Consider the following 24,818-nt stretch of genomic DNA (forward strand, 5'->3'; position numbering starts at 1 on the left):
GATATGTGCGCGGGCCGCCGGACGACGAGAACTGATGCGGCTTTGACAGGCCGCCCCGTGCCCCATAGCCTTGTCGCATGACAAATGCCGATCCCGCCTTTCAGACGCCGTCAGTCGCAGCCGCATTTGCTGCGTTTCCCGACGCGGCGCGCCCACATCTGCTGGATTTGCGTCGGCTGATATTGGAAACGGCGGCCCAGACGCCGGGCGTGGGGGCGTTGCAGGAAGTGCTGAAATGGGGCCAGCCTGCCTATCTGACGGCACAGAGCAAGTCCGGTTCCACCATCCGGCTTGGGGTGCCGAAAACGGGCGGGGTGGCGCTTTATACCCATTGCCAAACGACACTGATTTCGGATTTCCGCGCCATCCTGCCCGATGCGTTCCGATATGAGGGCAATCGCGCCATTCTTCTCGACACAGGCGAAGCTCTGCAAGAGGATCGGTTGCGCATGTTCATCGCCAGCGCGCTGACCTATCACCTGCGCAAGCGGCTCAGCGGAAAATCTCTATCTCCGGTGTGAATGTGTCGATGGGATCGAGCGGATACACCGGCCGCTGACACAGCTTGTGCCCCAGTGTCTCGACCCGAGCAGAGGTCGCGCCTTGCGCATCCACGGACACAACCGTATCGGCCCATGCGTCGAAATAACGGTGCTGGCAATGCGGGGACTTGACCACCGTGATGTCAAAATCGCGGGGGTCTTCGCCATGGCCGAAAAACAGCGACCGGTCGAAAAGCTGCACAGGGCGGGTCGAGGCGATCACGGTCAGATTGCCGCTGCGCAGCTTGGCACAGGGGCCGGCACTGTCCCACGTCCCCCAAGTCTCCATCCGGTACTGACCGTCCGAGAGCATCGCGACCTTGGCCTTCACCTTGACCGGCGCGAACCGTCTGTCGCAGCTTCCGCCGAGATGGAAACAGGCGGTCACACCGACGCCCAGTTCGAATGCGCGCGCGACGGTGGGAGCGTCGACAATGGGGGCGAGGATCGTAGCGGTCACATCGGCGTCCAGAAGCGCGTGGATCAGTTCAGCGCTGTCGCCCGATGCGCCGGAACTGGGGGCGTCAGCGGCGTCTTTCAATATCAGCGGAAATCGGCCGGCGCGGGCCAGCGCCACCGCGTCATTCAGCGAGACCAGATCGGCCTGCATGGTCGCGCGGTGATCGAAGAACCCGTCGGCAATGTCGCGCACCGCAGCCTCGGCTTTCTCCGCATCGCCGTCGCTGATGGCCAATACCTGACAGCACAGTTCCGGCACATCGGTGAAAGGATTGCCGATCATCACGGTGGCTGCAAGCAGCCCGTCCGAGCCGATACACGCCACCGCGCGGGCCATGTAGTGACCGTATAAGCCGGTCTCGGTGATGCACGCGTCGCCGCGCACCAGCATCGGAATGCGCAGCCGTGCCACGACAGGCGACAGGTCTTCGCGCAGCAGACGCAGCATCATCCGCGCCGCCCGCGCGCCGGTATCGGCAAAATCCACATGCGGATAGGTGCGCAACGTCTCGAATGCGGGGCAGGCGGAGATCATCCGCGCGGTCAGAATGCCGTGCAGATCCAATGACATGGCAAAGGCGGGCTTCGGGCCGACAAGCGCGCGCATGGCTTCCAGAATATCGCCCTCGGGGTCGGTCTCTGCGGTGGTGGCCATCGCGCCGTGCAGCAGGAACAGAATACCGTCGATGCCGTCAGCCAGTTGTGCGCGAACGGCGTCAAGCAGGGCCGCTTTCAGGGCGAGAAAGTCGTCATGCTGCAATGTCCCGGCGCTGCACGCGGTTGCGGAGTAGACGCAGACAGACGTCACATCCGCTGCACCATCCAGCACTTCCAGCGCGCCCCCCGCATAGGTGTCTGTGCCTGCAAAAGTCTGCCGCATGTTCTGGCCCAGATGCTCTTCGAAATCGGCGCGGGTGCCGCGCACCGGGTTGAAGCTGGAAACCTCCTGTTGCAGCGCGACGATCAGAATGCGTTTCATCGGCAACCCTTTCGGCAGTTATTTCACGACCGGCGGTTCCAGCCAGCTTTCGGCGGGATCAAGGCGCCGGACATGACGTTGGTCCGGCCGGGTTTGGCTGGCCCATTCGTGCAGGATGGCCTTCTCGCGTTCGCGGTTGCGGACCTCTTGCGCGATCTTGACGGGATCCCAGTCCTCCAGCACTTCGGCAGTCAGATGTGAGCGGATATCGGCAAGCTCTGGCACACCCGCCAAATCGTTGGCCTCTTCGGGGTCGGTTTCCAGATCGAACAGCATCGGTTCATAGCCATCAATGAAGATCAGCTTGTAACGCCCTTTGCGGATCATCCGCTGGCGCGTCGGTTCGGACCCGCACCAGTTGGCGGTTGCATCGGTGACATATTCCGAGAAGGTGACGTTGTCCCACCTTGGCGCGGGTGTCTTGCATATGCGCAGCAGGCTGCGCCCGTGCGAGGCGGGCAGGGCGGGCGCACCAGCCGCGTCGATCAGCGTCGCGCCGATATCCATCAGGTTCGTGACCTGGCCACGCGCGGCAGCTTCCGGCACCCTACCGGGCCAGGACAGGATCAACGGGACGGCGACCGAGTCTTCGTAGAAGGTGTTCTTCCACCAATGGCCGTGTTCGCCGATCTGTTCGCCGTGATCGGAGCAATAGACAATCAATGTGTTGTCACCGAGCCCTGCTTTTGCAAGCGCATCCAGAACCTGCCCGATCAGCCGATCCATCCGCATGACCAGCGCGTAATAAGCCGTGCGGGCGCGGGCCATATCCTCGACAGCGGTCTTTTCAAGGCCGCAATCCTTGCGCCATCTGGCCAGCCAGGGATGTTCCGGATCGGGGGCAGGCTGCGACGGTGGTGGCACCTTGCCGTCAAAGACCGCGTAATCCCTGGGGTCGGCGACGAAGGGGCAATGTGGCAACAGAAACCCGACCATCAGGCAGAACGGGTTACGGGTCTCGGCACCCTCATCCCCCTTGGCGGCAAGCCAGTCACAGGCAAGCGCCGCCGTTTCCTCGTCAACCGTCTGATAGCCAGACCGGCCGGCACCCGACCGCTGCAAGGATGTGGGCCCCGGCCCCTGCGCCCATGCCAACGGGCCAAGGCTTTGCGTCGGAGCGCCGGGCCAATTCGGTCCTGCGTCGCCGCCCAGTCGTTCGCAGAACCCGTGCATCTGGTCTGGACCGACAGAGTGCATGCGGCCGATCAGGGTGGGTCGGTATCCTGCCGCGCCAAGCGCATGCATCCAGGTCGGGCGGTCACTGCCCAGATGGTCCTGAAGCGTCCAGCAGCGCTGCTCATACGGGTACTGCCCGGTAAAAGCCGACATTCGGCTGGGGACGCAGATCGGGGACGGGCAGTAGGCGTTGTCGAAGCGCACACCGCGCGCGGCCAGCCGGTCCAGATTGGGCGTCCGGGCGACGGGATCGCCATAGCATCCGGCCACACGGCGGGAATGTTGGTCGGACATGATATACAGGATATTTGGTCGCTCGGACGCGACACTGCCAAGTTTGGTGGCCATGTTACGGCCAGTCATCGCGGAAATCTTCCATGAGGACCGCAACCGGATCACCGCGCGTCACGCGGCCCGGGCCCGCCCCCATCCAGATCACGCCCGAGCTTGGGTAATGCAGGACTTGGGCGGGCGTGTCGATATCTTCGGGGAAATGCAGATATCCCGCAATCTGCCCCGCAAACACCGTGGCACCATGATAATGTGTGGGTTCGAATATGCCGTTGCGTGGCGCGGTCAGATACGCATCGGTACCGCGCACCATCATGTGGCGCGTGACCGGGGTGCCGTCTTTATGCGTTACATTCGGAGTGCCCTCCAGAACGTTGAAGTGTTTCAGGATATTCCGGATGCCGCAGGAGCCGACCCGCACGCCGTCGATACTGACCCGGCCCCAGCCGCCCAGTTCCGTTCCCAACGACACCAGCCCGCGTGCCTCCACGCAGGAGGTGAAGGTCGCGCCCTCGTCAACGCCCGCGAAGACCACGTTGTATGGCGCGCCAAAGGCTTCGGCCGCCCTCAGGGTCTTGCGCAGCATTTCCGCGTCTTTCGAGTGATGCATGTTGGTCGATAAGGCGGAATCGCAGCTGTGGCCAGCAGTGTGCATATCAATGGACACATCGGCGTAGGGGAGCACGACGCTGTCCAGAAAATGCGCCAGCATCGGGCTGAATGTGCCGCGTGGATCGCCTGGAAAACACCGGTTGATGTCAAACCCGTCTATCGGAGAAAGCCGTGTGTCCGCCAATGCCGCAGGAACGTTTACGCAAGGCAGCATGATGACACGGCCCTGAACCTCGCCGGGGTCCAATGTCTGCGCGAGACGGGAAATCGCGATCTGGCCCTCATATTCGTCGCCATGCACGCCGCCGGTCAACAGAATTGTTGGTCCCGTGCCATTCTTGATGCTGATTATCGGTATCTCGATCACGCCCCAACCTGCTGTGTTGCGTGACAGCGGGGCGCGCGCATATCCTGCCTGCCGTCCATCCTTGTCAAAGTCGATCGGACAGCTAATTCGGCTGATGGTCGGTACGGCCAATCGAATGATCCTCTTATTAATTTCGTATGATTGTATACTATCTTTTCCGAGTCAATCGTGACGCATTACGGATGTCCATGAACGCGCGCTGTTAGGACGCGGGAACAATTGCATAAATCGCGCGTTTTATCCGCTTCATTCGAATGTTACTTTCAAATACGGGATTTGTCCGCATGTCCATTGGACATGCTGCCGGTGCGACCGTCTCAGAGAGCAAGTATGCCAAACGATCACAATCACGATCATTCCTCAGGTGACCACCATCATGCACCCAAGGTGCGTTCGGAAAACGAAAAGGTGGTGCTGGTCGCATTTCTGCTGACCTTCAGTTTCATGCTGGCGGAACTGATTGGTGGGCTGCTGTCCGGCTCGCTGGCGCTGATCGCCGATGCCGGGCACATGCTGACCGATGCGGGGGCGCTGGCTTTGGCCTGGGCAGGGTTCCGCTTTGGTCGCCGCAAGAGCGATGATCGCCGGACGTTCGGCTATATGCGGTTTGAGATTCTGGCCGGCTTCGTCAACGCGGTGACGTTGATTTTGCTCGTCGGCTGGATCGCGTGGGAGGCGGTGATGCGCCTGATAGCCCCCAGCCCGGTACTGGCCGGGCCAATGCTGGTGATTGCGGTGCTGGGCCTGGTGGTCAATATCGGCGTCTATTGGATGCTCCGCCGCGGCGACCGCGATCATGTCAATATCCGCGGCGCGATGGTGCATGTCCTGGGCGACCTTCTGGGCTCGGTTGCGGCAATTGTGGCGGCGATCACGATCTGGCTGACGGGTTGGACGCCGATTGACCCTATCCTGTCGGTGCTGCTGTCGGTGATTGTGCTGCGCAGCGCGTGGATGTTGCTCAAGGCGTCGATGAATGTGCTGATGGAGGGCGCGCCGAACAATCTCGTCGTGTCGGACATGCAGCAGACGCTGGTGGCCGACGTGCCGGGTGTCGAAGATGTTCAGCATGTGCATGTGTGGTCGATCACCTCCGGGCAGCCCGTCGCCACGATGGAGGTGCGCCTAAGCGACAGCGCTGATCCGGCCGCTACTACAGCCGCGATCAAGCACTGCCTGTCCACCACGTTCGGCATTGCACATGCGACGGTGGAAATTGATTGGGAACATCGCGAAGATGATTGCGTGCTGATACCGGATTGAAGCTACAGAGAAGGTCACAAGGCTGATTGCTGATCTTCGAAAGGGTCGCGACCGCGTTCACCGCACCCGAAAGATGTTTCTTAACCGTATCTTCAATATTTACAAATGGGTCGTTGCCCTGAATAAGCGGGCACTCGTGCGACGCTTGCCTTAGCAAGCACAGGTCGCGTTGAGGTTGCAAAATTCGCTGGGGTGGATCTTTGTCAAAACTTAGCTCATTTGGTCCAGCAGTCGCGGGCACATCTCCACTTGAAGCTGCGCGGGCGGGTCTTGGTGCCTTTGTCGGACTTGCGATCTGTGGGCTGTTGGTCCTGTCGTCCTCGGTTGATTTCAACCTGGGTCTGTTCCTCGTGGCACCATTCGGGGCAAGCTCTGTCCTTCTGTTTGCCGTTCCGAACAGCCCCTTGGCACAGCCCTGGTCGGCGATTGTCGGCAATTCGGTTGCCGCCGTCGTGGCCGTCGCTGTGTGTCTGATCGTCGCGGAACCGATGCTTCGTATCGCATTGTCCGTAGGGCTTGCCATCGCTGCCACAATTCTGTGCCGGGCGTTGCATCCCCCGGCGGGTGCAGTCGCGATGACCGTCGCAATGAGCCCCGACGCGGTTGATGAACTCGGCTTCATGTTCGCATTGACGCCGATTGCCCTGGGCACGGTTCTGCTTGTTCTGATTGCAATCGCATATGGAAGATTGACGGGTCGGCATTACCCGTTCCGGCAATTCGACGACCCGAACACGCACGGCACCTCTGACCCCGAACCGATGGAACGTCTGGGACTGTCCGAAGAAGAACTGACCAACCTTCTCAACCGGTATCGGCAGTCGTTCAACCTGGGCGTCGAGGATCTGGCCCGGCTGATCGGGGCCGCGGAAATTCAGGCGGCCACGCATCGGACGAACCCGATGGCAGCGGCCGACATCATGTCCCGCAATCTGGTGACGGTCCGCAGTAATACAAAATTGGCGGAGATTGCGGAGTTGTTCCGGCAGCACAGATTTACCTGTTTGCCGGTCATCGGCGCGGGCGATTATTATCTGGGTGTCATTTTCCAGATGCATCTGATCGACCGCGCCAGCCGGGAAACGAACCTGAGCCGACGCACCTTTCGGTCTGCCATGCGACGTTTGATGGACAGAACCGGAGATGCGCCGCTGACAGCATCCGACATCATGGCGGCTGACGGTCCCTGCGCGCGCCCATCGACATCTCTGGCGGCGCTTCTGCCGTTGATGGCGGATGGCGAGGTAGATGCCGTGCCGGTGCTGGAAGCTGACCGCATCATCGGGATCGTGACCCGCACGGACTTGATCAGCGCCCTCGCGCGAAGCACATTGAACGCACCGGCACCGTCGGACCAAAAAACCGTGGCTGCACAAGAGGGGTGAACATGGAAGATGACGGCGACAGCGGTGGGTCGGACCCATGCATGGCGCATCTTCTGGTTGATGGAAACCCCGTGGACCCGGCGACGATGCGGGATGTGGCCCGCTTTCGCAGCGCAGAGCGCGCTCGGCTGATGGACGCCCGGCGGAGCATTTCGACGCCGCAGCGCGCGGCGATGACCACAAAACTATCCCAGACGCTTGAGACCATTGTCGCGCCGGAACAAGGTATGCGCATCGCAGCCTATTGGCCCATTCGGGGCGAACCGGATCTTCGTGACTGGATGGGGCGGGCGCATGATGCCGGTGCCAATGTGCTTCTTCCGGTCGTGGTCAAAAAGAATGCACCGCTGATCTTCCGCGACTGGTCGCCGGGCTGTGCAATGGAACGCGGTGTGTGGAACATCCCGGTGCCTGCCAAAGGCGAGGCCATGAGGCCGGATGTCGTGATTTCACCATTGCTGGGCGCGGATGAGGCATGTTTTCGGCTTGGCAATGGTGGCGGTTATTACGACCGCACCTTGGCGCGGATCGACCCGATGCCAAAGGTGATCGGTGTCGGATTTGTCGATTGCATCATTTCGACGATTTTTCCGATGCCGTGGGATGTTCCAATGGATACTGTCGTTCTTGCTGACGGTTCCGTTTGTCACCGTTCCTGACATGACGCGGCCCAAGGCGGCAACAACAGATGCGCCAAACGCAATGACGGGCTGGCAGCTTTTCAGCGAGCCTGCCCGCAGCGCAGCGTCTCGATGTCTCGTCGGCCGGTTGAGACAGGTCGTGATTGGAACCTGAACCCTGCTGACGCCGTTCTTCAATCAGACAATAAAGGAGAACGGACATGACTCAAATCTGGTTGAGACGCGCCTATGACGAGGTCGGTGACGCAGACGGGCAGCGGATTCTGGTGGATCGGATCTGGCCACGCGGCGTTTCCAAGGAGGACTTGGAACTGGACGACTGGATGAAAGAGATCGCCCCAAGCGACGACCTGCGCGACTGGTTCGATCACGACCCGAACAAATGGGACGGGTTCAAGACGAAATATGCAAAGGAACTGGACGCCAACAAAGAGGACGTCGACGCCCTGCGCAAACGTGTTGATGCCGGGCGCGTCACGCTGATCTTCGCCGCGAAGGACGAAGAACACAACAATGCCGTTGCCTTGAAAGCGTATCTGGAAGCTGACTAGAGCGCACTTCAATTGCAGTTCCAAAGTATCACTCGCCCATTGCAGACTGTTATAATCAGCTGCGGGCAGGGTGGGCACACATGATGAAACGGACATCCACGGACCTTCAGGAAACACTCGGCAGCGTCTATTGCATATAAAGCTGCCGAGTTTTCCCGTTAATCAGGCCTGAAAAGCGGAATAGACCTGTTCGCCCGCACTCCGGTTCAGAGCAGCCGGACATTTGTATCAACCTTGCTGAAATGCACAGACTGGTCCGCCCATTTCGCTTTATGTGACGCTTGCTGCGATCACATCTACTGCGCGCAGCGATAGGGCAGCAATCGTAAGACTTGGGTTGGCGGTGGCAGACGTGGGAAACGTGCCTGACCCCAACACGAACAGGTTGCGATGGTCAAAGCTGCGCAAATCCGCATCCACCACTGCAGTTTTGGCGTCCGTGCCCATGCGTACCGTTCCGATGATGTGCCCCGATCCCTGGGCATCCGGAGAATGATTGATATTGGTCGCGCCCATTGCCGCAAACACTTCGTCATGCGCCTTTTGCGCGGCGTCCAGACCAGCACGGGTGTAATCGGAATAGTCATAGTTGATACGGGGCAGCGGCATCCCGTTGGCATCGCGTTTTTCAGGGTCGAGCGTCACCCGGTTCTCTGCGTCGGGCGATTGCTCGACCAGCGATGCCAGACGAACCTGGCGCGATGTTGCGTCCTTGATCGCCGCGTCCAGCTCGGCACCGCGCAGGCCGGATTTTGCCAGATCGTCAGCCGTCGACTGTGGCGCACCGGTGGGCCAGGCGTGGCCGTCATTGCCAAGCTCTATGCGGAAAGCCGCATAATCCTTCCGGAACTCTCCGTCGCGCAGATTTTCGATACCGGATGTTGAGAGAGGCCCGCGATATGGCCAGACCGGCTCTGGGGTTTCTGCCCAGCTGAGTTTGCTGGGATGGTCCATCAGGTTGCGGCCAACCTGGTCAGAACTGTTTGCGACACCGTTCGGGGCACCTTCCTGAGCGGAGTTCAGAAGAAGACGCGGGGTTTCAATCCCATGTGCGGCAACCACGACCACCTTGCCCGTGGCCGTTCCGGTGCTGCCATCGGCACGTTTGAAATCAACCGACTTGATGACACCGTCATCGCCCAGATTAAGATTTGTGGCTGTTGTTTCGTCGTAGACGACGGCACCGGCCTCTTCGGCTTGGAGCACATGAACCGTTGCATCATATTTCGCTTGGATAGGACAGATCGGGATGCACGACGCGTTACCGCAGCATTCCGGACGGTCTGCGTGAAAGGTCGAATTTCGTCCCTGAGGTGTCGCGCGCAGTTGAAATTTTGTGCCTTCAAGTGCCTTGCCAACCTGCTTGTCCAGATATGTTACCGGGATCATCTCCATTGGGAAATCGCCGGACCGTGGAGATCCCAGATCTTCGCTGCTGTCACCAGAGACACCGATTTCCTGCTCGGCTGCCAAATAGAACGGCTCCAGCGCGTCATAGTCGAAGGGCCAATCGACGCCGTGTCCGTAAAGCGAGTTGAGTTTGAAATCACCGGGCACGTTGCGCAGCGTCGTTCCCAGCCAATGCCACGTCGTGCCGCCGACGACCTTGATGTAGGTCGACTTGAAATCTTCCGGTCCCATCTGCTGGTAATAATCGCTGATGCGGTGGGTCAAAGGATGCGGCGCGGTGGGATCATTGGGGTAAGCCGATTCCGGCACCTTGATCTTCGCATTCCAGAAGGTCTCTACCGCATCAAATCTGTCAATACGCTTGCCGCTTTCCAGAAAAGCGACCTTCAGCCCCTTTTGCGCCAGTTTCGCACCAGCAATCGCGCCAGCGATGCCAGTGCCGATAATCAGAATATCTGCCGTGATGTCGTTTGCCATTTCTGGAATTCCTCGGGTCGTGAATTGGATCTAGGAGACAAGCGTTAGGGACAAGCGTTATGCGCTGGGTGGATCCGCCCAATAGCCCACTTCGCCGCCGCAATAGGCCATGGGTTTGGTGTAATCCATCGCCTGCCAGATCAACGCATCCGTATAGGTCAGCACCTGTAGATCGTCCTGATCGGGCGAAACGCCGCTATACCAGGATGCCACGACTGCATTTGCCAATGCCTCATCGGCTTCATCCTCGGCCAAAGCGGCAAGATCCTCTGCTTGACCTGTTGCGGAAAATGCCGCCAGCATGTCGGCTGCGATATCGGCGGACAGATCATCCTGCTGTGTCAATTTCTGCGATAGTGCAAGAAAGGCATCAACATCCAGATCCGCAGCGAATGCGCGACCGGGCCATTGAGAAAGAGACAGGACCGACATGGCAGAAACAGCAGACAAAAGCGTTCTGCGGGTAACGGTATTCGATGCTTTGGGATTGGCGGGGGGCATCAGGTTCTCTCCTTTGCGGTGTGTCTGTTTCTTCTCGGAAAGGGCCGATTGTGAATGACCAACGCGCGACGTCGAGCAAGGGTTCCATGAGCGTTCCCGAAAATGGCCCAAGGTTTATACTGCCCTGCAACCAACAAGGCTGCCAGGGCGTTGTCCTGAACGCATGTCACTAGGCACCGCGACGGTAACGTGAACGCGGTTGATGACCGGGCAAGCGAGAAGGCTGCCTATCCGGCACAGGAGAGATACGGCCAGCCGGTGCCTCGCACAGCGGCTTATGGGGGTCAGTCAGAGTTCCTGCACCCAAGCTTGAAGCCGCCATTGCAATGGGCGGCCAGTCTTGCGCTGTCAGCCTCGGACCAATTCTCGGGATTGGTGACGGCGACCCATGGGCGCACATAATCCGGCCCATAATAACTGTGTCCGTGTCCAGCAGGAGCGGTTGTCGCCAGCGCCATATCGACGGCCAACTGAAATTGCGTGACCACAGGCATGAATGTCATATGCGACGACACATCTTCGGCCGCAGGCTCGCGCATCCATTCAGGGCGACGAAACAACGAAGCAGGTTCGTAAAACACGATCGGGTCGCTTGAATATTGCAGATAGACAATCCGTATCGTACCCCAGCCATCGGGACCGCCCGCATCCTCTGTGTGAGAGGCGAAACGCACGATGCGCCCGTCTCCGATGGTTGGCCGCACATAGGGGCTGTCGGGATCCCTGTCGGCATAGACCCTGATCCACCGGTCCGACGGAAATGGCGGCCCGGCCCACAACGCGCCGTTGATCGGATCGTCCAGCAGGGCGAACAAGCCCGTTCCGTGCATCGACGACCATGCACCGAGGCTGAGACCATGTATATATAGCTTCGGGCGCGCGTCCTCGGGCAGGGTTTTCCAGTAGCTGTGCACGGCTGAAATCAGCGCGACCGCCTGATCCAGACCAGAGCGCGTTTCAAGGATAAGCGCCAGCGGCGATTGCAGATAGGAATATTGTACGGCAATCGTGGCGATGTCGCCGCCATGCATATATTCCACGGTATCGACCGCGCCGGGATCGAGCCATCCGGTGCCCGTCGGCAATGCGACGATCAGCACCTTCCGATCAAACCCACCAAGCCGCTTGAGTTCCCCCAACGCGATGTCCGCGCGCAACTGCGGCGTATCGGCTTGGGCCAGGCCCGCATAGACGCGGATTGGTTGCAAGGCATCCCGGCCCGTGAACCGTGCGATGTCAGCTGCGCTGGGGCCTCGTGTCACATAATCACGGCCGGGCTTGCCCATCGCATCCCAGTCTATCAGTGACGCTTTTCCTCCGACTGCTTCTTCATCGGTGGGGGCGGGCGGGGCGGTGTCGAACAGATCCTGCGCAATGGTTACCGATTCATCAAGATTGGCAATGACCCTGTCCAATATGCCGTCACGGGTGACGATTACCACAAGGATCGCCATCAGCGCGAGGCCAATGATATTGGCGGTGCGTGCGGGCATGAACAGATACAATCGACGTTGCAAAACGTTAAACGTGATGCGCATCAAAAAACCAAGCAGGAAGAGTGCGCCAAATACGGTCGCTGCGACCAATACCATCTGGACGGTTTGACTGCTGTCGGCCAGTTCCATACCCATGCGCGACCGAATGTCGTTCTGCCAAATATTGGATTGCCTCAGGCAGATGAACAGAAGGATCAGCACGGGAAGGGTGAGCACTGCATGGAAGATCGTCGCGGCTCGCCCTTTGAGCGTTGGCAATTCCATCACCCACCAGGCACCCATGATGATCCGCCCGATCAGATAGCCCAGTGCCGTGACCAAGCCACCAAGCACGCCCTGCACAACCCATTCGCGTGGGATAAGGGACGGGGTCAGCGATGCCGCGAAAAATAGCAGACCCAGCAGGAAAGGCAGTATTTTCAGGCCGGATCTATCGAAAATGCGCATCTCTTGCTTTCTGCTATTCTTGCGGTGCCGGCTCTCGCAAAGCAGACAGCCCGCCGTCCTGTTTTTCCGCCGTCCTGTTTTCTGTGACGCACCATGCCAACCGGCAAACTAAACGGGTCTTGGCTCAAGACAAAACAAGCGGTTCAGATCTGCGCTTCGTTGACGTCGCGGATTCTTTCGACCATTGCGCGCAAACCGTTCGAACGCTGTGCGGACAGATGATCGTTAAGCCCCAATCGGCCCAGTTCTGCGCGAGCGTCGACCTTCAGAACCTCTGCCGGCGACAGGCCGTTGTAGAGCGTACGCAATACCGCGATCAGGCCACGCACAATCATCGCGTCGCTGTCGCCGTCAAAGTGAAAGGTCTTTCCCTGCCAGTTGGGGAACAGCCAGACTTGGCTGGCACAGCCCTCGACCTTTGTGGCGGGGACTTTCAGTTCCTCGGCCAGCGGATCCATATCGCGGCCAAGTTCGATCACCATGCGATAGCGATCTTCCCAATCGTCGAGAAACTCGAAGTCTTCGGCGATATCCTCAAATGCGGTTTGCGCCATGGCGGACACCCTTTTTGCCTGTCTGTTTGTGACCTAAGTCGCGCATAGCCAAAGGTCCAGCCCGCCTTCACGCTTTTCAAGCGCTGCGCAATGCGGTAACCGGGTTGAGGACGGTAATAAAGGCAGGCAGCGCATGCAAAAGGCACTTTCGGCTCTGGTGGTTTCGGCTTTGGTTCTGACAAGCTGCGGCACGATCCGCGAGTCTCGTCTCAACCCGTTCAATTGGTTCGGGCGCAGTCAAGCCACGGTGGTGACGGATGGCACCGGTGCGGTCAATCCGCTGATCCCGCGCCGGCGCGCCTCTATCTTTCGGCCGGAGGCCGCGGCCTATTCCGGTCAACTGATCGGCGAGGTCTCGGAACTGTTGATTGAAAGGCGTCCCGGCGGTGCCGTGATCCGGGCCACGGGCGTGTCCGATCGGTTGGGGCCGTTCGAGGCGAAGCTGGTCAAGAATGACGATGAGACGGACGCAGATACGCTGACCTATGATATGCGCGCCTACCAGCCAGCAAATCCCACTACTCAAAGCGATTGGCCCCGGACCGTCACTGTCGCTGTTTACCTCACCGATCAGGAACTGCGCGACATTCGCGAGATCCGGGTGAAATCTGCCCGCAAAATTCAGACCAGCCGCCGATAGCGGGGCAGGTCTTTCCAAAGCCTGACCGTTTCTGATCTGGAATGGTTCGCATGTGTTGCAGGCAGTGTTGTCTTGCGACCGCCTGCGCAAGCGGGGTCCGAAACCCACGTCTCAGCTGCTGGCGTTGGGGGTTGCCGCACTGCCTGCCAGCAGGCCGCCGTCGATGTTCAATTCGGCACCTGTCATGTAGGCAGCCTCGTCAGATGCAAGCAGGACCGCGAGTGCAGCCACCTCCGCCGGATCGCCGAAACGGCGCAGCGGCGTGTCGGCGACAAAGGCGGCCATGCGCGCTTCGCGGTCCGGGCCGTCACCTAGCATCGGCTCCCACATCGGGGTCAGGACCGCCGCAGGATGGATTGAGTTGCAGCGGATGTTCAGCCCCTGTTCGGCACAGTACAGCGCCACGGATTTCGTATGATTGCGCACCGCCGCCTTGGAAGAGGCATAAGCAGCGGCTGCTGGAATGCCCACCAGACCAGACCGCGACGAGATATTGACGATCGATCCCGCGCCCTTGTCGCGCATCGCCCCGATTGCGTAGCGGCAGCCCAGAAATGTGCCGTCCAGATTCACGGCATGGACGGCGCGCCAGTCTTCAAGCGTGGCGTTTTCTGGATCATGCGGGCGCATTGCATCCTCGAACCCGGTGACGCCTGCGTTATTGACCAGCACATCGCAATGTGGAAACCCCGCCTTCAGCGCGTCCCAATCGGCCTCGGACGACACGTCGAGCCGCAGGAAGTGGCAGCCCAGTTCAGAGGCGACGGCTTTGGCGCTTTCGGCATGTCGGTCGGTGACAACCACCTTTGCGCCCTCGTTTGCGAAGGCGCGCGCGATGGCTGCACCAATGCCACGGCCACTGCCGGTCACGATGCAGATTTTTCCAGTCAGTCGGTTCATATGCGATCCGTTTTAAAAGCAGAATGTAGGTTCAGTCTGTGGCGGCCGATGCGCGGCGGGCAGTGCTGGCCCGTTTTCGAAGAATATTTCCTCGATTGTAGCCCATTGAGCATCGGCAAAACCAGCCTTGATCCGGTGATGCAAAGGCGCGCGTTGGCAATGCTGGCGCTGCTTTCGGACGGAAAGCCTCTGTCACCACGTGCGGGAAGGAGTCGGCCGACTGATACCAGCAGTTGCATGCCGCTTGCATGGCTTCATCGGCAAGACGAATGGCTATGACCGTTCAGGTCTCAGTGTGCGCAGGACCGTACGGGTGGCCGCGACCAAGGGGGCGTGCGTATCCGCCAGTATCGCATTCCTGTCAAACCGGGACGGGTCTGCGTTCACGGCCGACCGCAACGCTTCGCCAAAGGCCATGCGCAACACGGTGCCGATGTTGAACTTGCAGATCGCGGACGCACGCGCCAGTGCCTGCCGTTGCGCGACCGGCACGCCAGAGCCGCCATGGATCACCAATGGCACCTGCGTTACAGCCTCGATCGCGCGGATGCGCACCTCGTCCAGTCCGGCACCGGTTCTGTCCTGTTGCAAATGCACGTTGCCGACCGAGATTGCCAGCGCGTCCACACCGGTTTCGCGGGCAAAACGTTCCGCTTCTTCCGGGTCCGTTCCGGCAGAAGCTTCGCCATCCGCATAGCCGACAAATCCGATCTCGCCCTCGCAGGAAATTCCTGCCGCATGGGCCATCTGTGCAATCGCGGCGGTCTCGTCGATATTCTGCCGAAGCGGCTTGCGCGACCCGTCGTACATGACCGAGGTAAAGCCGCATTCCAGCGCCTGTCTGCACTCCTCCAGCGTATATCCGTGGTCGAGATGCGCGACGACAGGCACCGACGCGCCCTCGGCCAGATGACGGAACATTGCGGCCAGAACGGGCAGGGGGGTGTGCGCGCGGCATCCCGGACCGGCTTGAAGGATCACCGGCAGGCCCTCGGCCTCGGCCGCCGCCACGAAAGCGCGCATGTCCTCCCACCCCAACGTCACCAGCCCGGCCACGGCATAGCCACCTTTGAGTGCGGGCTGAAGAACATCGGCGAGCGTCACGAGTGTCATTTGAACTTCGCTATCATGTCCTTGATGCCGGGGATGGTTTCCAGCTGTGCCGCATGGGTCGGCTGAAAATACTGCACCAGCGACCGCTGGCTCAGCCCGCCAAGGATGGTGAAATAATACATTTCATAGCCCGGCAGAACCGCGCAAGGGTGATAGCCCTTGTCGATGCAGACCGTCGATCCGTCCATGATATGGTAGGCGTCGCCGGGCGTGTTGTCCTCGCGCTGGAGCATTTGCAAACCTGACCCGTAATTGGGCCGGAAACGGAAATTATAGGTCTCGTCATGCCGGGTCTCGGTGGGCAGGCGGTCCGTGTCATGCTTGTGGCTGGGGAAGCCCGACCAACCGCCCTGACCGACGGTATAAAGCTCGCTGACCAAAAGACGGCCCACCTTGTCATGCTGGTTGGCACCAAGGATATGCTTGATCTTGCGATGCGTCTTGGTGTCGTCCGATCCGTATTGCACAAGGTCGATGCCATCGGCGCGCACATCGAACGGGTCGAGTACCTTGTCGTATTTCGCGCCCGCGACAAACACCTCTGTCTCGTTCGAAACGCAGTTGAACGTCACCTTTGCGCCGGACGGCACATAGACCCCCTCGGGCTCGCCGTCCCAAACATCCACGCCGCGTTTGCCAAGGCTGGCGAATTTGACGCCTTCGACTTCCACATCCACGGAGCCTGTGGCCGGCACGATGCAGGTCTCGTATCCGGGGACCTGATATTCGAAAGCCTCGCCCTTCTTTAGTTTAACGATGTTGAAATAATTCAGCGGAACCAGCGCGTTGTCCACATCGACGATGGGCACATTCCGGTTGTCATGGGGGGCGATATGCATGTCTGTGATCCTATTCAGGGCGTTGTCCGGCCGGGATGCGAAGACAGGAACGCCTCCAGCTCGGCAGGGGTGGGCATGGCAGGCGCGCAGCCGACGCGGCCAACGACAATTGCGGCGCAGGCAGAGCCGCGCAGCACCGCGTCTTGCAGCGGCAGGCCGGCGGCAAGTGCGGCAATGAACCCGCCCATGAAGCTGTCACCGGCCCCGGTGGGTTTGAGCGCCTGAACCGGATAGATCCCGGTTCGAAATTCATCGTCTCGGGTGATGGTGATCGCGCCTTCTTCGCCCATCTTGTAGATGACGATCTGCGCGGACGTGGCCGCAAGTTCGCGCGCCTTGTCCAGACCCTTGTGGTAATCCCCGGCCATGAAGCCGAATTCCACATCGTTGCCGATGATGATGTCGCACATGGCCGCAGCGCGAGAATATGTTTCCGAGGCTATTTTGGCGGTGGGCCAGGAATAGGGACGGTAATCCACATCGAAGATCAGCGGCAGGCCGGCGGCACGGGCGAGGTCAAACGCGTGGAATGTTGCACTACGCGACGGCTCTGCCGCAAAGACGGTGCCGGTGGTGATAAGCGCCGCGTATCGCGCGTAGTCGACGGCAGCGACATCCTCTGCCGTCATCTCGAAATCAGCGGCGCCGTTGCGGTAGATCACTGATTGCGTGTCCTCCAGCCGGGTTTCCACAACGGCCAGCGAATTGCGCGCCTCGCCGCCCACGGGCCGGACATGGCTGCGGTCAATCCCGTAGCGGTCAAGCTGGTTCAGCGCAAAACGGCCAATCGCGTCATCGGACACACAAGTGACCAGCGCCGCCTGTCCGCCATGCCGCGTAATGGCCACGCTGATATTGGCCGAAGAGCCGCCAAGCGCAGTCGTAAACTGCGCCGCATCTTCGACCTTTGCGCCGGGCGGATCGGCATACATGTCCATCCCGGCACGGCCGAGAACGACAAAGCTGTTACCGCCGATGCGCTCAAGATCAGCCATCTTTCGTCCTTCATCCTTGGGTGGCACGGCTCGGAAAATCATGCAGCGAACCGATTGCCGCTTGCAGTGCGTCAACGTCCACGATACCGTTTTTGCAACCGGTTGCAAATGGAAAGCGGTGGGAGAGGGCGAATGCGGGACATCGGGATAGGGATTATCGGCGGCGGCTACATGGGCAAGGCACATGCGGTGGCGATGTCCTGCGTCGGGGCGGTGTTCGCAACGGCCCTGCGCCCGCGACTTGAATTGGTTTGCGCCACCAGTGAACAGAGCGCCGAACGCTACAGGCGAGCCTACGGATTTGCGCGGGCGACCGCTGACTGGCGGGTATTGGTCGCCGATCCGAAGGTCGAGGCCATTATCATCGCCTCGCCGCAGGGCACTCATCGGGCGGCGGCTGAGGCTGCGTTCGAACTGGGCAAGCCGGTGTTTTGCGAAAAACCACTTGGCGCGACGCTGGACGACAGCCGGACGATGGTGGCCGCGGCAGAGGCCAGTGGCGCGGTCAATATGGTGGGATTCAACTATATCCGCACGCCGGCAAGCCAATTCGCGCGCCAGTTGATCGCTGAAGGTGCCATCGGAGACATCACCTGGTTCCGGGGCGAACATACTGAAGATTTCTACGCCGATCCGCAGATGCCCGCGACGTGGCGCGCACAGGGCATGTCGAACGGGACGATGGGGGATCTTGCCCCGCATATGATCAATGGCGCGCTGGCGCTTGTCGGGCCGATCAGCCGGCTGATTGCCGAAATAGAGACCGTGCATGCCGAACGCCCCGGCGGACGCGTGACGAATGACGATCACGGCCAGATGATGTGCCGGTTTGAAAACGGTGCCATGGGGCAGGTGTATTTCAGCCGTGTCGCGACCGGGCGCAAGATGGGCTATGCTTATGAGATCTCGGGAACGAAAGGCGCGATCCGCTTCGATCAGGAGGATCAGAACGCGCTTTGGCTTTACCAGATGGAGGGGCCCGAGGCGACGCGTGGTTTCACAAAGATCCTGACCGGACCGGCACATCCCGATTATGAACCCTTCTGTCAGGGGCCGGGACATGGCACCGGCTATCAGGATCAGATCATCATCGAGGCGAAGGATTTTCTGACCGCCATCGACACGGGCAAGGCGATCTGGCCGACATTTCGCGACGGTATGGAGGTCAACCGTGTCATTGCCACGGCGCTTGCGTCGTCGGAGTTGAAAACCTGGCAGGACGTCTCGGCGTTCTGAACCTGTAAAGGGCTTTTTCACATGACCATTCGTATCGGCAATGCGCCCTGTTCCTGGGGCATTGAGTTTCCCAGCGATCCGTCTTATCCCAGCTGGCCGTCGGTCTCGGATCAATGCGCGGGGGCGGGCTATAGGGGGATAGAGCTTGGGCCCATCGGCTATATGCCCGAGGACCCCGCGATCCTTGCGCCCGCATTGGCAGAGCGTGATCTGGAAATCATCGGTGGCGTTGTCTTTCAGCCATTCCATGATCCGGCGAAATGGGACGCCGCGCAGGATGCCAGCCAGCGCACCTGCAAGGCGCTGGTCGCACATGGCGCGGAACATCTGGTGCTGATCGACAGCATCTCGCCGCGCCGTGCGCCCACGGCTGGCCGCGCGAATGAGGCGGAACAGATGGGCGCGACAGAGTGGGTCGCGTTCCGCGATCGCATCGCCTCAATCGCGAAACTGGGCACCGAGGAATACGGCCTGACCGTTGCCATCCACGCCCACGCGGCCGGTTTCATCGATTTCGAACCAGAGTTGGAGCGTCTGCTGGACGAGGTTGATGACAGCATCCTGAAGATCTGTTTTGACACGGGCCATCATTCCTATGCGGGGTTCGATCCCATTGCCTTTATGGACCGCCATATGGACCGTATTTCCTACATGCATTTCAAGGATATAGATCCGGTTGTGAAGGCAGATGTCGTCGCCAGACGCACTGATTTCTACACCGCCTGCGGGCAGGGGATCTTTTGCAATCTTGGGCACGGCGATGTGGATTTCCCAGCCGTCCACCAGCGCCTTCTGGACGCCGGTTTCAGCGGCTGGTGCACGGTGGAGCAGGACTGCGACCCTTCGCTGCCGGGCACGCCGCTTGAAGATGCGCGCGCCAATCGAGAATATCTGCAATCCATCGGATTTTAGCCGCAACACCGGGGCATAAGGCCTTGGCAATGTGCGAGGAAAGGCAAAGACATGGCAAAACTGAAATGGGGCATGATCGGCGGTGGCGAAGGCAGCCAGATCGGACCAGCGCATCGCTTGGGTGCACAGGCGGATGGTTTTTTCGAGTTCACGGCCAGCGCGCTGGATCACCGTGCGGATGTCGGCAGGGAATACGCTCGGCGGTTGGGTGTGGCCGCTGACCGTGCCTATGGCGACTGGACAGAAATGCTGGAGCGCGAACGGATCCGCGATGATCGGGTGGATCTGGTCACGGTCGCGACGCCGAATTCCACGCATTTCGAGATCACCAAGGCATTTCTTGAGGCCGGGTTCAACGTGCTGTGCGAAAAGCCGATGACGATGCAGGTCGACGAGGGCGAAGAGATTGTCCGTATCGCCGAAGCGACCGGCAAGATCTGTGCCGTGAACTACTGCTATTCGGCCTACCCGATGGTGCGGCAAGCGCGGGCGATGGTCGCGGCGGGCGAAATTGGCAAGGTGCGGCTGGTCGTGGCCAATTTCAGCCACGGCCATCACGGTGATGCCACGGATGCCGATAACCCTCGCGTGCGGTGGCGCTACGATCCGGCGATGGCCGGTGTCTCTGGCCAGTTTGCCGATTGCGGTATTCATGCGCTGCACATGGCCAGCTTCATATGCGATGACGCGGTGGAAAAACTCTCGGCCGATTTCGCATCGACCATTGCCAGCCGGGAACTGGAAGACGATGCGATGGTCAATTTCCGCATGTCGCGCGGCACGGTCGGGCGGCTTTGGACGTCATCGGTTGCCATCGGGCGTCAGCACGGGTTCGACATTCAGGTCTTTGGCGAGACGGGCGGGCTGCGCTGGCATTCCGAACAGCCCAACCAGTTGATCTACACGCCCGTTGGCGGGCGCACCCAGATCATCGAAAAGGGTGAAGTCGGCTTGCACGAGGATGCGCAGCGGTTATCGCGCGTGTCGATCGCGCATCCCGAGGGCTTCCCGCTGGCGGTGGCAAACATCTATTGCGATCTTGCCGATGCGATCCGGGGGCAGGTGCGCGACGGGCTGCCCGGTGCGACCGATGGGCTGCGATCCATGGCGGCAGTACACGCCGCCGTCGCCTCTGCCAAAGCGGACGGCGCCTGGGTGGACGCCCGCCCGCCGATGTTTCGCTGAAGCCAGCCGCAAGAAACCGGGTCTTCGCCCGGTTTAGGCAGGCATAGCGCGCAATGTTCCGCGCTCGATGATGTCGCAGGCAAAGATCCGGGCCTCCGGTGTCAGGTCCGGATCCGTCAACATGCCCACGATCAGCTCTATCGACGACGCTACGATTTTTTCAACGGGCATGTGGATTGTCGTCAGGTTGATGTTCTGCCAGCCGGCCATCGCCATGTCGTTCAATCCGATGATGCCAATATCACCGGGCACGGACAGCCCGCTTCCGCTGATCGCTGACAAGGCACCGATGGACAGCACATCGTCACCGCAGAAATAGGCCTGTGCGGCAGGACCCTTCAACAGGCGCAGCATCTCGTCGCGGCCTGCGGCAAATGAATAGGCCGCTGCAAAGGAATGGCTGGCGCTGATCCGGGGGTGCCGGGCAATTTCGGACATGAAGCCTTCGAGCCGGTCCTGGGTCGAGGTCGCGCTTTCCGGCCCTCCGAGAAAGCCAACCTGAGCGTAGCCGCGCGCGATCAGCGTCTGCGCTGCCATGCGCCCGCAGGCGATATTGTCGATACCAACGACATGCACCGCCGGCGTTCCGGATGGGCGGCCAAAGGCATGCACCACGGGCACACCCGCATCCCGGAACGCCCTTGAAAAGCCCGGCGGCAAGGTCGAGGACGCGACGACAACACCATCTACAGAATATTGCCGCAGCATCCTGACAGAGCTTTGCGGATCGGTCTCGTCCGAGAGATTAACCAGAAGCGGACGTAGCCCCTGATCCTGAAGGGCGCGGGTGAAAAGGTCAAAAACTTCCAGAAAAATGGGGTTCTTGAAGTTGTTGGATACCAGCCCAATCAGCTTTGTACGCCCGGTCGTCAGGCTGGAGGCCAGCGCGTTGGGGCTATAGCCAAGTTCCGTCGCGGCCTTTTCGACGCGGCTGCGCATCTTGGCGGAGACCGAGGCCCCATCGGTGAATGTCCGCGACACCGCCGAACGGGACACGCCCGCGCGTTCGGCGACGTCTTTGAGGGTCGCTGCCATGGCTGGCGGTGCTCCGGAACAGTTTCGCGAAGGGTATATTAGAAGACGTGAAGCCTATTGCAACGTGTTGCAATGGCTCAAAAAGCGCGGACCCGATGTTGTGTTGGCTCGGAACGCATCGACGTATCGGGATCTGTAGCGTAGCAGATCAAGGAAAGCCGACGTCGAAGCATCGGGCCTGCCGCACGGCAATGGGGCGTAGCCATTCACACATGCGGCGGCTGAAAGATGGGAATGTCCTGATCGAACACTGGTCGCGTTTCAGTGGGGCTGATACCAGACAGGACGCAGTCCGATAATCGACGGGCTTGTCCGGCCAGATGACAGGGGTTTACGCATGGACGCAACGACAGCGCTTCTGGGGTTTTCAGCCGCCGCGGCATTGATCACCATCACGCCGGGGCTGGATACGGCGCTGGTTTTGCGGACCGCAGCGGTAGACGGTCAGCGACGCGCCTTGTCGGCCAGTGCCGGAATTGTCACCGGGTTGCTGATCTGGGGGCTGGTTGTGGCGCTTGGGTTGGGTGCGCTGATCGCAGTTTCCGAATTGGGATACCGTTTGGTACAGATACTGGGCGCGGTCTACCTGATCTGGCTTGGCGGACAGATGCTATGGGCGGCACGCAAACCGGCGGCGCGCAAGGCCGGGCGGATTGACCGTGTTCCGAACTGGTTTTTGCGCGGTCTGCTGACCAACCTGCTCAACCCCAAGATTGGTGTCTTCTACGTCAGTTTCCTGCCACAATTTGTGCCCGCAAGTGCACCGGTCGCGGGCTTCACCATGTTATTGGCGTGCCTGCATGTCGCCATGAGTCTTCTCTGGTTTGGCGGGCTGACCTTGGCGACGCGCCCCTTCGCGCGGGCGCTGCAAGGGCCGGTCGTGCCGCGTTTCCTGGATGCTGTGACCGGTCTTGTGCTGATCGGGCTGGCGATAAAGCTGCTGCTGGAAAAGCGCGCGTTTTAAGCTTGAAATCAAATTCCCGAACGTCAGATCTAACATATAGCATCAAATGGCGTAGTCGTATCCCAACCCGCTTTCCATCACGGTATCGAGACAGGACAGCATGAATGCGCGATCCCCCGCGCTCATCCGGTTTGGCAGATCGGGGCGCGACGGGACCGCAGGTTTGAAGCGCGAACCCAGACGCTTGTTGACCGGTCGGAAGGGTGCGTCAGGCACAGGCAGGTGCAGCCCTGCGCACAGATCGGACAGGAACGCTTCGGGTGCGGCTTGCGCAGATTCCAGCCGTACGAAAACCACGCAACACTCGCGCTCTGCGAGCCCCAGAAGCCCCTCAAGTTTATGCCGCCGCAGGTCAAAAATATTGGCGAACCTGCGTCCGGTCAGCGGGTGCCGGTCCAGTTGCAGCGGAGCGCCCGCGCCGCCAAGCGCCTGGACCTGCGGGAAATAGCGCGGACGGTCGGCAATCGTGTCCCATTCAGCGCGGATGAATGCGTCAAAGGGCAGGGATTGCATCGCGGGGGTACAGTGCCAGGGTTTGGCGAACATCGACCGCGCCCAATCCACCGCATTGCGCACCACGCAGATCACCGCCACGTCGCGCGGAATGGCCGTCATATGCGGAAATCCATGCTTCCAGCCAAGATCCTCGATCGGTGTCAGGCCGGTATGGCGCCCGATCAGCCGATTGACGAAATTCGTGCCGGAGGATCGCTCTCCGAACACCTGAAACCGGGTGATCGGGGCGTCAAACCTGCGGATTTGCCATCCGGTCTGTCGAAATGTGTCGTCGATCACTGCCGTTTGCCTTGTTTCACACGCCGTCAAGCCTTTGGTGTCACGATAGCCGCACGGGCAGCAATTTGCGATTCTCTTATACAGCGTAATCCGTTAGGTTCTTGCAAAACGTCGCCTCAGCAGGCGGGCAGCGGAAGGCAGGGCAAAATGCAGACAGTGGCAGCCGCCGTGACGATGGTGCGGGACGACGCGTTTTTTCTAAAGGCGTGGCTGCGCCACTACGGCGAGGCGTTGGGGCGCGAAAATTGCTATATCGTCAACCATGGTCGCGGCGCAGAGGTGGCAGAGCTTGCCCATGGCTGCAATCTGATCGGCATCCCCGGCGACGCGCACAAGAACTTCGATATGAAACGCTGGCGGCTGCTGAACAACCTCGTGCACGGGCTGCGCAGCTATTACGATCATGTCATCATTGGCGATGTCGATGAATTGGTGGTGGTCGATCCACAAACCGGGCTGGGGCTGCTGGATTATCTGCGCGATCAGCCGATCCGGCGGGTGTTGACGCCGGTCGGGCTGGAAGTGATCCACCGCATAGATAAAGAGGATGCGCCCGTCACCGACCATATCCTTGGCCCGCGTCGGCATGTCCGGCTGGCACCGCATTATTCAAAGCCCTGTATCGTCAGCGTCGGCACGAAGATTGCGCGCGGCGGACATTTTACACAGGCCAGCAAGCTGTTCACGCCTGATCCGCTGTATCTGATGCATCTGAAATTCTGCGATTTCGGCAATTACGTGACGACGATGAATGCCCGGAATGCCGTCACGGCGCAGATCGGGGCGAGTGTGCAGGATGCCTCTATCGGCAGGCACTGGTTTGCCGAGGCGCGGGGCGAGGATCGCGCGGTTTTCGAGGCGTTCGCCGATCTGCCGATGGAGGAGGGGTTCGACCTTGGCTGGGTCCGCAAGCGCATGCACCGGACATGGAAAGAGCGTGGTGAGACGGGCTATTGGCAATTCGACCGGCCGGATATTGCCAGACAATACCTGTTGCCGGATCGGTTCAACGGTCTGATCTGAGCATTGGCCGCGATCCCCGGCAAGAACGTC

Annotated in this window: 24 protein-coding genes; 11 read left to right on the forward strand and 13 right to left on the reverse strand. The window is 60.3% G+C overall.

What is annotated here, in order from left to right; all coding sequences use genetic code 11:
* Positions 1 to 77 precede the first annotated feature (77 nt).
* Positions 78 to 521, forward strand: a complete 444-nt coding sequence (locus ACN0WV_RS01460; RefSeq protein WP_417603231.1) for a DUF1801 domain-containing protein — start codon at positions 78 to 80, stop codon at positions 519 to 521.
* On the opposite strand, the gene ACN0WV_RS01465 is transcribed toward ACN0WV_RS01460, so the two are convergent.
* From ACN0WV_RS01465 to ACN0WV_RS01475, 3 genes are read right to left on the reverse strand one after another with little or no spacing between them, the layout of a single operon-like run.
* Complete coding sequence (locus ACN0WV_RS01465; RefSeq protein ID WP_417603233.1) at positions 493 to 1,980, reverse strand: M81 family metallopeptidase; 1,488 nt, start codon at positions 1,978 to 1,980, stop codon at positions 493 to 495. The genes ACN0WV_RS01460 and ACN0WV_RS01465 overlap by 29 nt on opposite strands.
* 18 nt (positions 1,981 to 1,998) lie before the next feature.
* A complete protein-coding gene (locus ACN0WV_RS01470; RefSeq protein ID WP_417603235.1) occupies positions 1,999 to 3,504 on the reverse strand; it encodes a sulfatase family protein in 1,506 nt (501 codons plus the stop codon).
* A 1-nt stretch (position 3,505) separates the two neighbouring features.
* Positions 3,506 to 4,537 (reverse strand): succinylglutamate desuccinylase/aspartoacylase family protein, encoded by a 1,032-nt coding sequence (locus ACN0WV_RS01475; RefSeq protein ID WP_417603237.1) that lies wholly within the window; start codon positions 4,535 to 4,537, stop codon positions 3,506 to 3,508.
* Between the two features lie 219 nt (positions 4,538 to 4,756).
* Here ACN0WV_RS01475 and ACN0WV_RS01480 point away from each other — a divergent pair, with 219 nt between their 5' ends.
* From ACN0WV_RS01480 to ACN0WV_RS01495, 4 genes are all read left to right on the forward strand, one after another.
* Positions 4,757 to 5,689, forward strand: a complete 933-nt coding sequence (locus ACN0WV_RS01480) for a cation diffusion facilitator family transporter (RefSeq protein WP_417603239.1) — start codon at positions 4,757 to 4,759, stop codon at positions 5,687 to 5,689.
* Positions 5,690 to 5,889: 200 nt separating this feature from the next.
* The gene (locus ACN0WV_RS01485; protein WP_143514451.1) at positions 5,890 to 7,074 is read left to right on the forward strand and encodes an HPP family protein; all 1,185 of its coding nucleotides are present in this window, start codon (positions 5,890 to 5,892) and stop codon (positions 7,072 to 7,074) included.
* A gap of 2 nt (positions 7,075 to 7,076) precedes the next feature.
* On the forward strand, positions 7,077 to 7,733 hold the full coding sequence (locus tag ACN0WV_RS01490; RefSeq protein ID WP_417603242.1) for a 5-formyltetrahydrofolate cyclo-ligase: 657 nt from the start codon (positions 7,077 to 7,079) through the stop codon (positions 7,731 to 7,733).
* 182 nt (positions 7,734 to 7,915) lie between these two features.
* A complete protein-coding gene (locus tag ACN0WV_RS01495) occupies positions 7,916 to 8,266 on the forward strand; it encodes a DUF488 domain-containing protein (protein ID WP_084349788.1) in 351 nt (116 codons plus the stop codon).
* Between the two features lie 270 nt (positions 8,267 to 8,536).
* Here the strand turns inward: ACN0WV_RS01495 and ACN0WV_RS01500 are convergent, their stop codons facing one another.
* The 4 genes from ACN0WV_RS01500 to ACN0WV_RS01515 form a co-directional block, all read right to left on the reverse strand.
* A complete protein-coding gene (locus ACN0WV_RS01500; protein WP_417603245.1) occupies positions 8,537 to 10,153 on the reverse strand; it encodes a GMC family oxidoreductase in 1,617 nt (538 codons plus the stop codon).
* Positions 10,154 to 10,210: 57 nt separating this feature from the next.
* Entirely contained in the window at positions 10,211 to 10,654 is a 444-nt protein-coding gene (locus ACN0WV_RS01505; protein ID WP_417603248.1) for a sugar dehydrogenase complex small subunit, read from the reverse strand.
* A 284-nt stretch (positions 10,655 to 10,938) separates the two neighbouring features.
* Positions 10,939 to 12,597, reverse strand: a complete 1,659-nt coding sequence (locus tag ACN0WV_RS01510; RefSeq protein WP_417603250.1) for an alpha/beta hydrolase — start codon at positions 12,595 to 12,597, stop codon at positions 10,939 to 10,941.
* 143 nt (positions 12,598 to 12,740) lie between these two features.
* A complete protein-coding gene (locus ACN0WV_RS01515; RefSeq protein ID WP_417603252.1) occupies positions 12,741 to 13,151 on the reverse strand; it encodes a SufE family protein in 411 nt (136 codons plus the stop codon).
* 133 nt (positions 13,152 to 13,284) lie between these two features.
* On the opposite strand from ACN0WV_RS01515, the gene ACN0WV_RS01520 reads away from it, so the two are divergent.
* Entirely contained in the window at positions 13,285 to 13,791 is a 507-nt protein-coding gene (locus ACN0WV_RS01520; RefSeq protein ID WP_417603254.1) for a hypothetical protein, read from the forward strand.
* A 111-nt stretch (positions 13,792 to 13,902) separates the two neighbouring features.
* Here the strand turns inward: ACN0WV_RS01520 and ACN0WV_RS01525 are convergent, their stop codons facing one another.
* The 4 genes from ACN0WV_RS01525 to iolC form a co-directional block, all read right to left on the reverse strand.
* Positions 13,903 to 14,691, reverse strand: coding sequence for an SDR family oxidoreductase (locus ACN0WV_RS01525; RefSeq protein WP_417603256.1), 789 nt, complete (start codon positions 14,689 to 14,691; stop codon positions 13,903 to 13,905).
* 273 nt (positions 14,692 to 14,964) lie between these two features.
* Positions 14,965 to 15,804 carry a class II fructose-bisphosphate aldolase gene (locus ACN0WV_RS01530; RefSeq protein WP_417603258.1) on the reverse strand — a complete coding sequence of 280 codons (840 nt, stop codon included), beginning with the start codon at positions 15,802 to 15,804 and terminating at the stop codon, positions 14,965 to 14,967.
* A complete protein-coding gene (locus ACN0WV_RS01535; protein ID WP_417603260.1) occupies positions 15,801 to 16,643 on the reverse strand; it encodes a 5-deoxy-glucuronate isomerase in 843 nt (280 codons plus the stop codon). The genes ACN0WV_RS01530 and ACN0WV_RS01535 overlap by 4 nt, the downstream gene beginning before the upstream one ends.
* Before the next feature lie 14 nt (positions 16,644 to 16,657).
* Complete coding sequence (gene iolC / locus ACN0WV_RS01540; protein ID WP_417603262.1) at positions 16,658 to 17,638, reverse strand: 5-dehydro-2-deoxygluconokinase; 981 nt, start codon at positions 17,636 to 17,638, stop codon at positions 16,658 to 16,660.
* 132 nt (positions 17,639 to 17,770) lie between these two features.
* On the opposite strand from iolC, the gene ACN0WV_RS01545 reads away from it, so the two are divergent.
* Genes ACN0WV_RS01545 through ACN0WV_RS01555 form a run of 3 tightly spaced genes read left to right on the forward strand, consistent with a single transcriptional unit; the run spans position 17,771 to position 20,971 of the window.
* The gene (locus ACN0WV_RS01545) at positions 17,771 to 18,874 is read left to right on the forward strand and encodes a Gfo/Idh/MocA family protein (RefSeq protein ID WP_417603264.1); all 1,104 of its coding nucleotides are present in this window, start codon (positions 17,771 to 17,773) and stop codon (positions 18,872 to 18,874) included.
* Between the two features lie 21 nt (positions 18,875 to 18,895).
* The gene (locus tag ACN0WV_RS01550; RefSeq protein WP_417603266.1) at positions 18,896 to 19,786 is read left to right on the forward strand and encodes a sugar phosphate isomerase/epimerase family protein; all 891 of its coding nucleotides are present in this window, start codon (positions 18,896 to 18,898) and stop codon (positions 19,784 to 19,786) included.
* 51 nt (positions 19,787 to 19,837) lie between these two features.
* Positions 19,838 to 20,971 carry a Gfo/Idh/MocA family protein gene (locus ACN0WV_RS01555; protein WP_417603268.1) on the forward strand — a complete coding sequence of 378 codons (1,134 nt, stop codon included), beginning with the start codon at positions 19,838 to 19,840 and terminating at the stop codon, positions 20,969 to 20,971.
* A 33-nt stretch (positions 20,972 to 21,004) separates the two neighbouring features.
* Here ACN0WV_RS01555 and ACN0WV_RS01560 read toward each other — a convergent pair whose 3' ends face one another.
* Positions 21,005 to 22,006, reverse strand: coding sequence for a LacI family DNA-binding transcriptional regulator (locus ACN0WV_RS01560; protein ID WP_417603270.1), 1,002 nt, complete (start codon positions 22,004 to 22,006; stop codon positions 21,005 to 21,007).
* A 337-nt stretch (positions 22,007 to 22,343) separates the two neighbouring features.
* Here ACN0WV_RS01560 and ACN0WV_RS01565 point away from each other — a divergent pair, with 337 nt between their 5' ends.
* On the forward strand, positions 22,344 to 22,970 hold the full coding sequence (locus ACN0WV_RS01565) for a LysE family translocator (RefSeq protein ID WP_417603272.1): 627 nt from the start codon (positions 22,344 to 22,346) through the stop codon (positions 22,968 to 22,970).
* A gap of 42 nt (positions 22,971 to 23,012) precedes the next feature.
* Here the strand turns inward: ACN0WV_RS01565 and ACN0WV_RS01570 are convergent, their stop codons facing one another.
* On the reverse strand, positions 23,013 to 23,765 hold the full coding sequence (locus tag ACN0WV_RS01570; RefSeq protein WP_417603274.1) for a hypothetical protein: 753 nt from the start codon (positions 23,763 to 23,765) through the stop codon (positions 23,013 to 23,015).
* A gap of 147 nt (positions 23,766 to 23,912) precedes the next feature.
* Here ACN0WV_RS01570 and ACN0WV_RS01575 point away from each other — a divergent pair, with 147 nt between their 5' ends.
* Positions 23,913 to 24,788 (forward strand): glycosyltransferase family 2 protein, encoded by an 876-nt coding sequence (locus tag ACN0WV_RS01575; protein WP_417603276.1) that lies wholly within the window; start codon positions 23,913 to 23,915, stop codon positions 24,786 to 24,788.
* Positions 24,789 to 24,818: the final 30 nt, after the last annotated feature.

Source organism: Primorskyibacter flagellatus, from assembly GCF_048268605.1.
Classification (GTDB): Bacteria; Pseudomonadota; Alphaproteobacteria; order Rhodobacterales; family Rhodobacteraceae; genus Primorskyibacter; species Primorskyibacter flagellatus.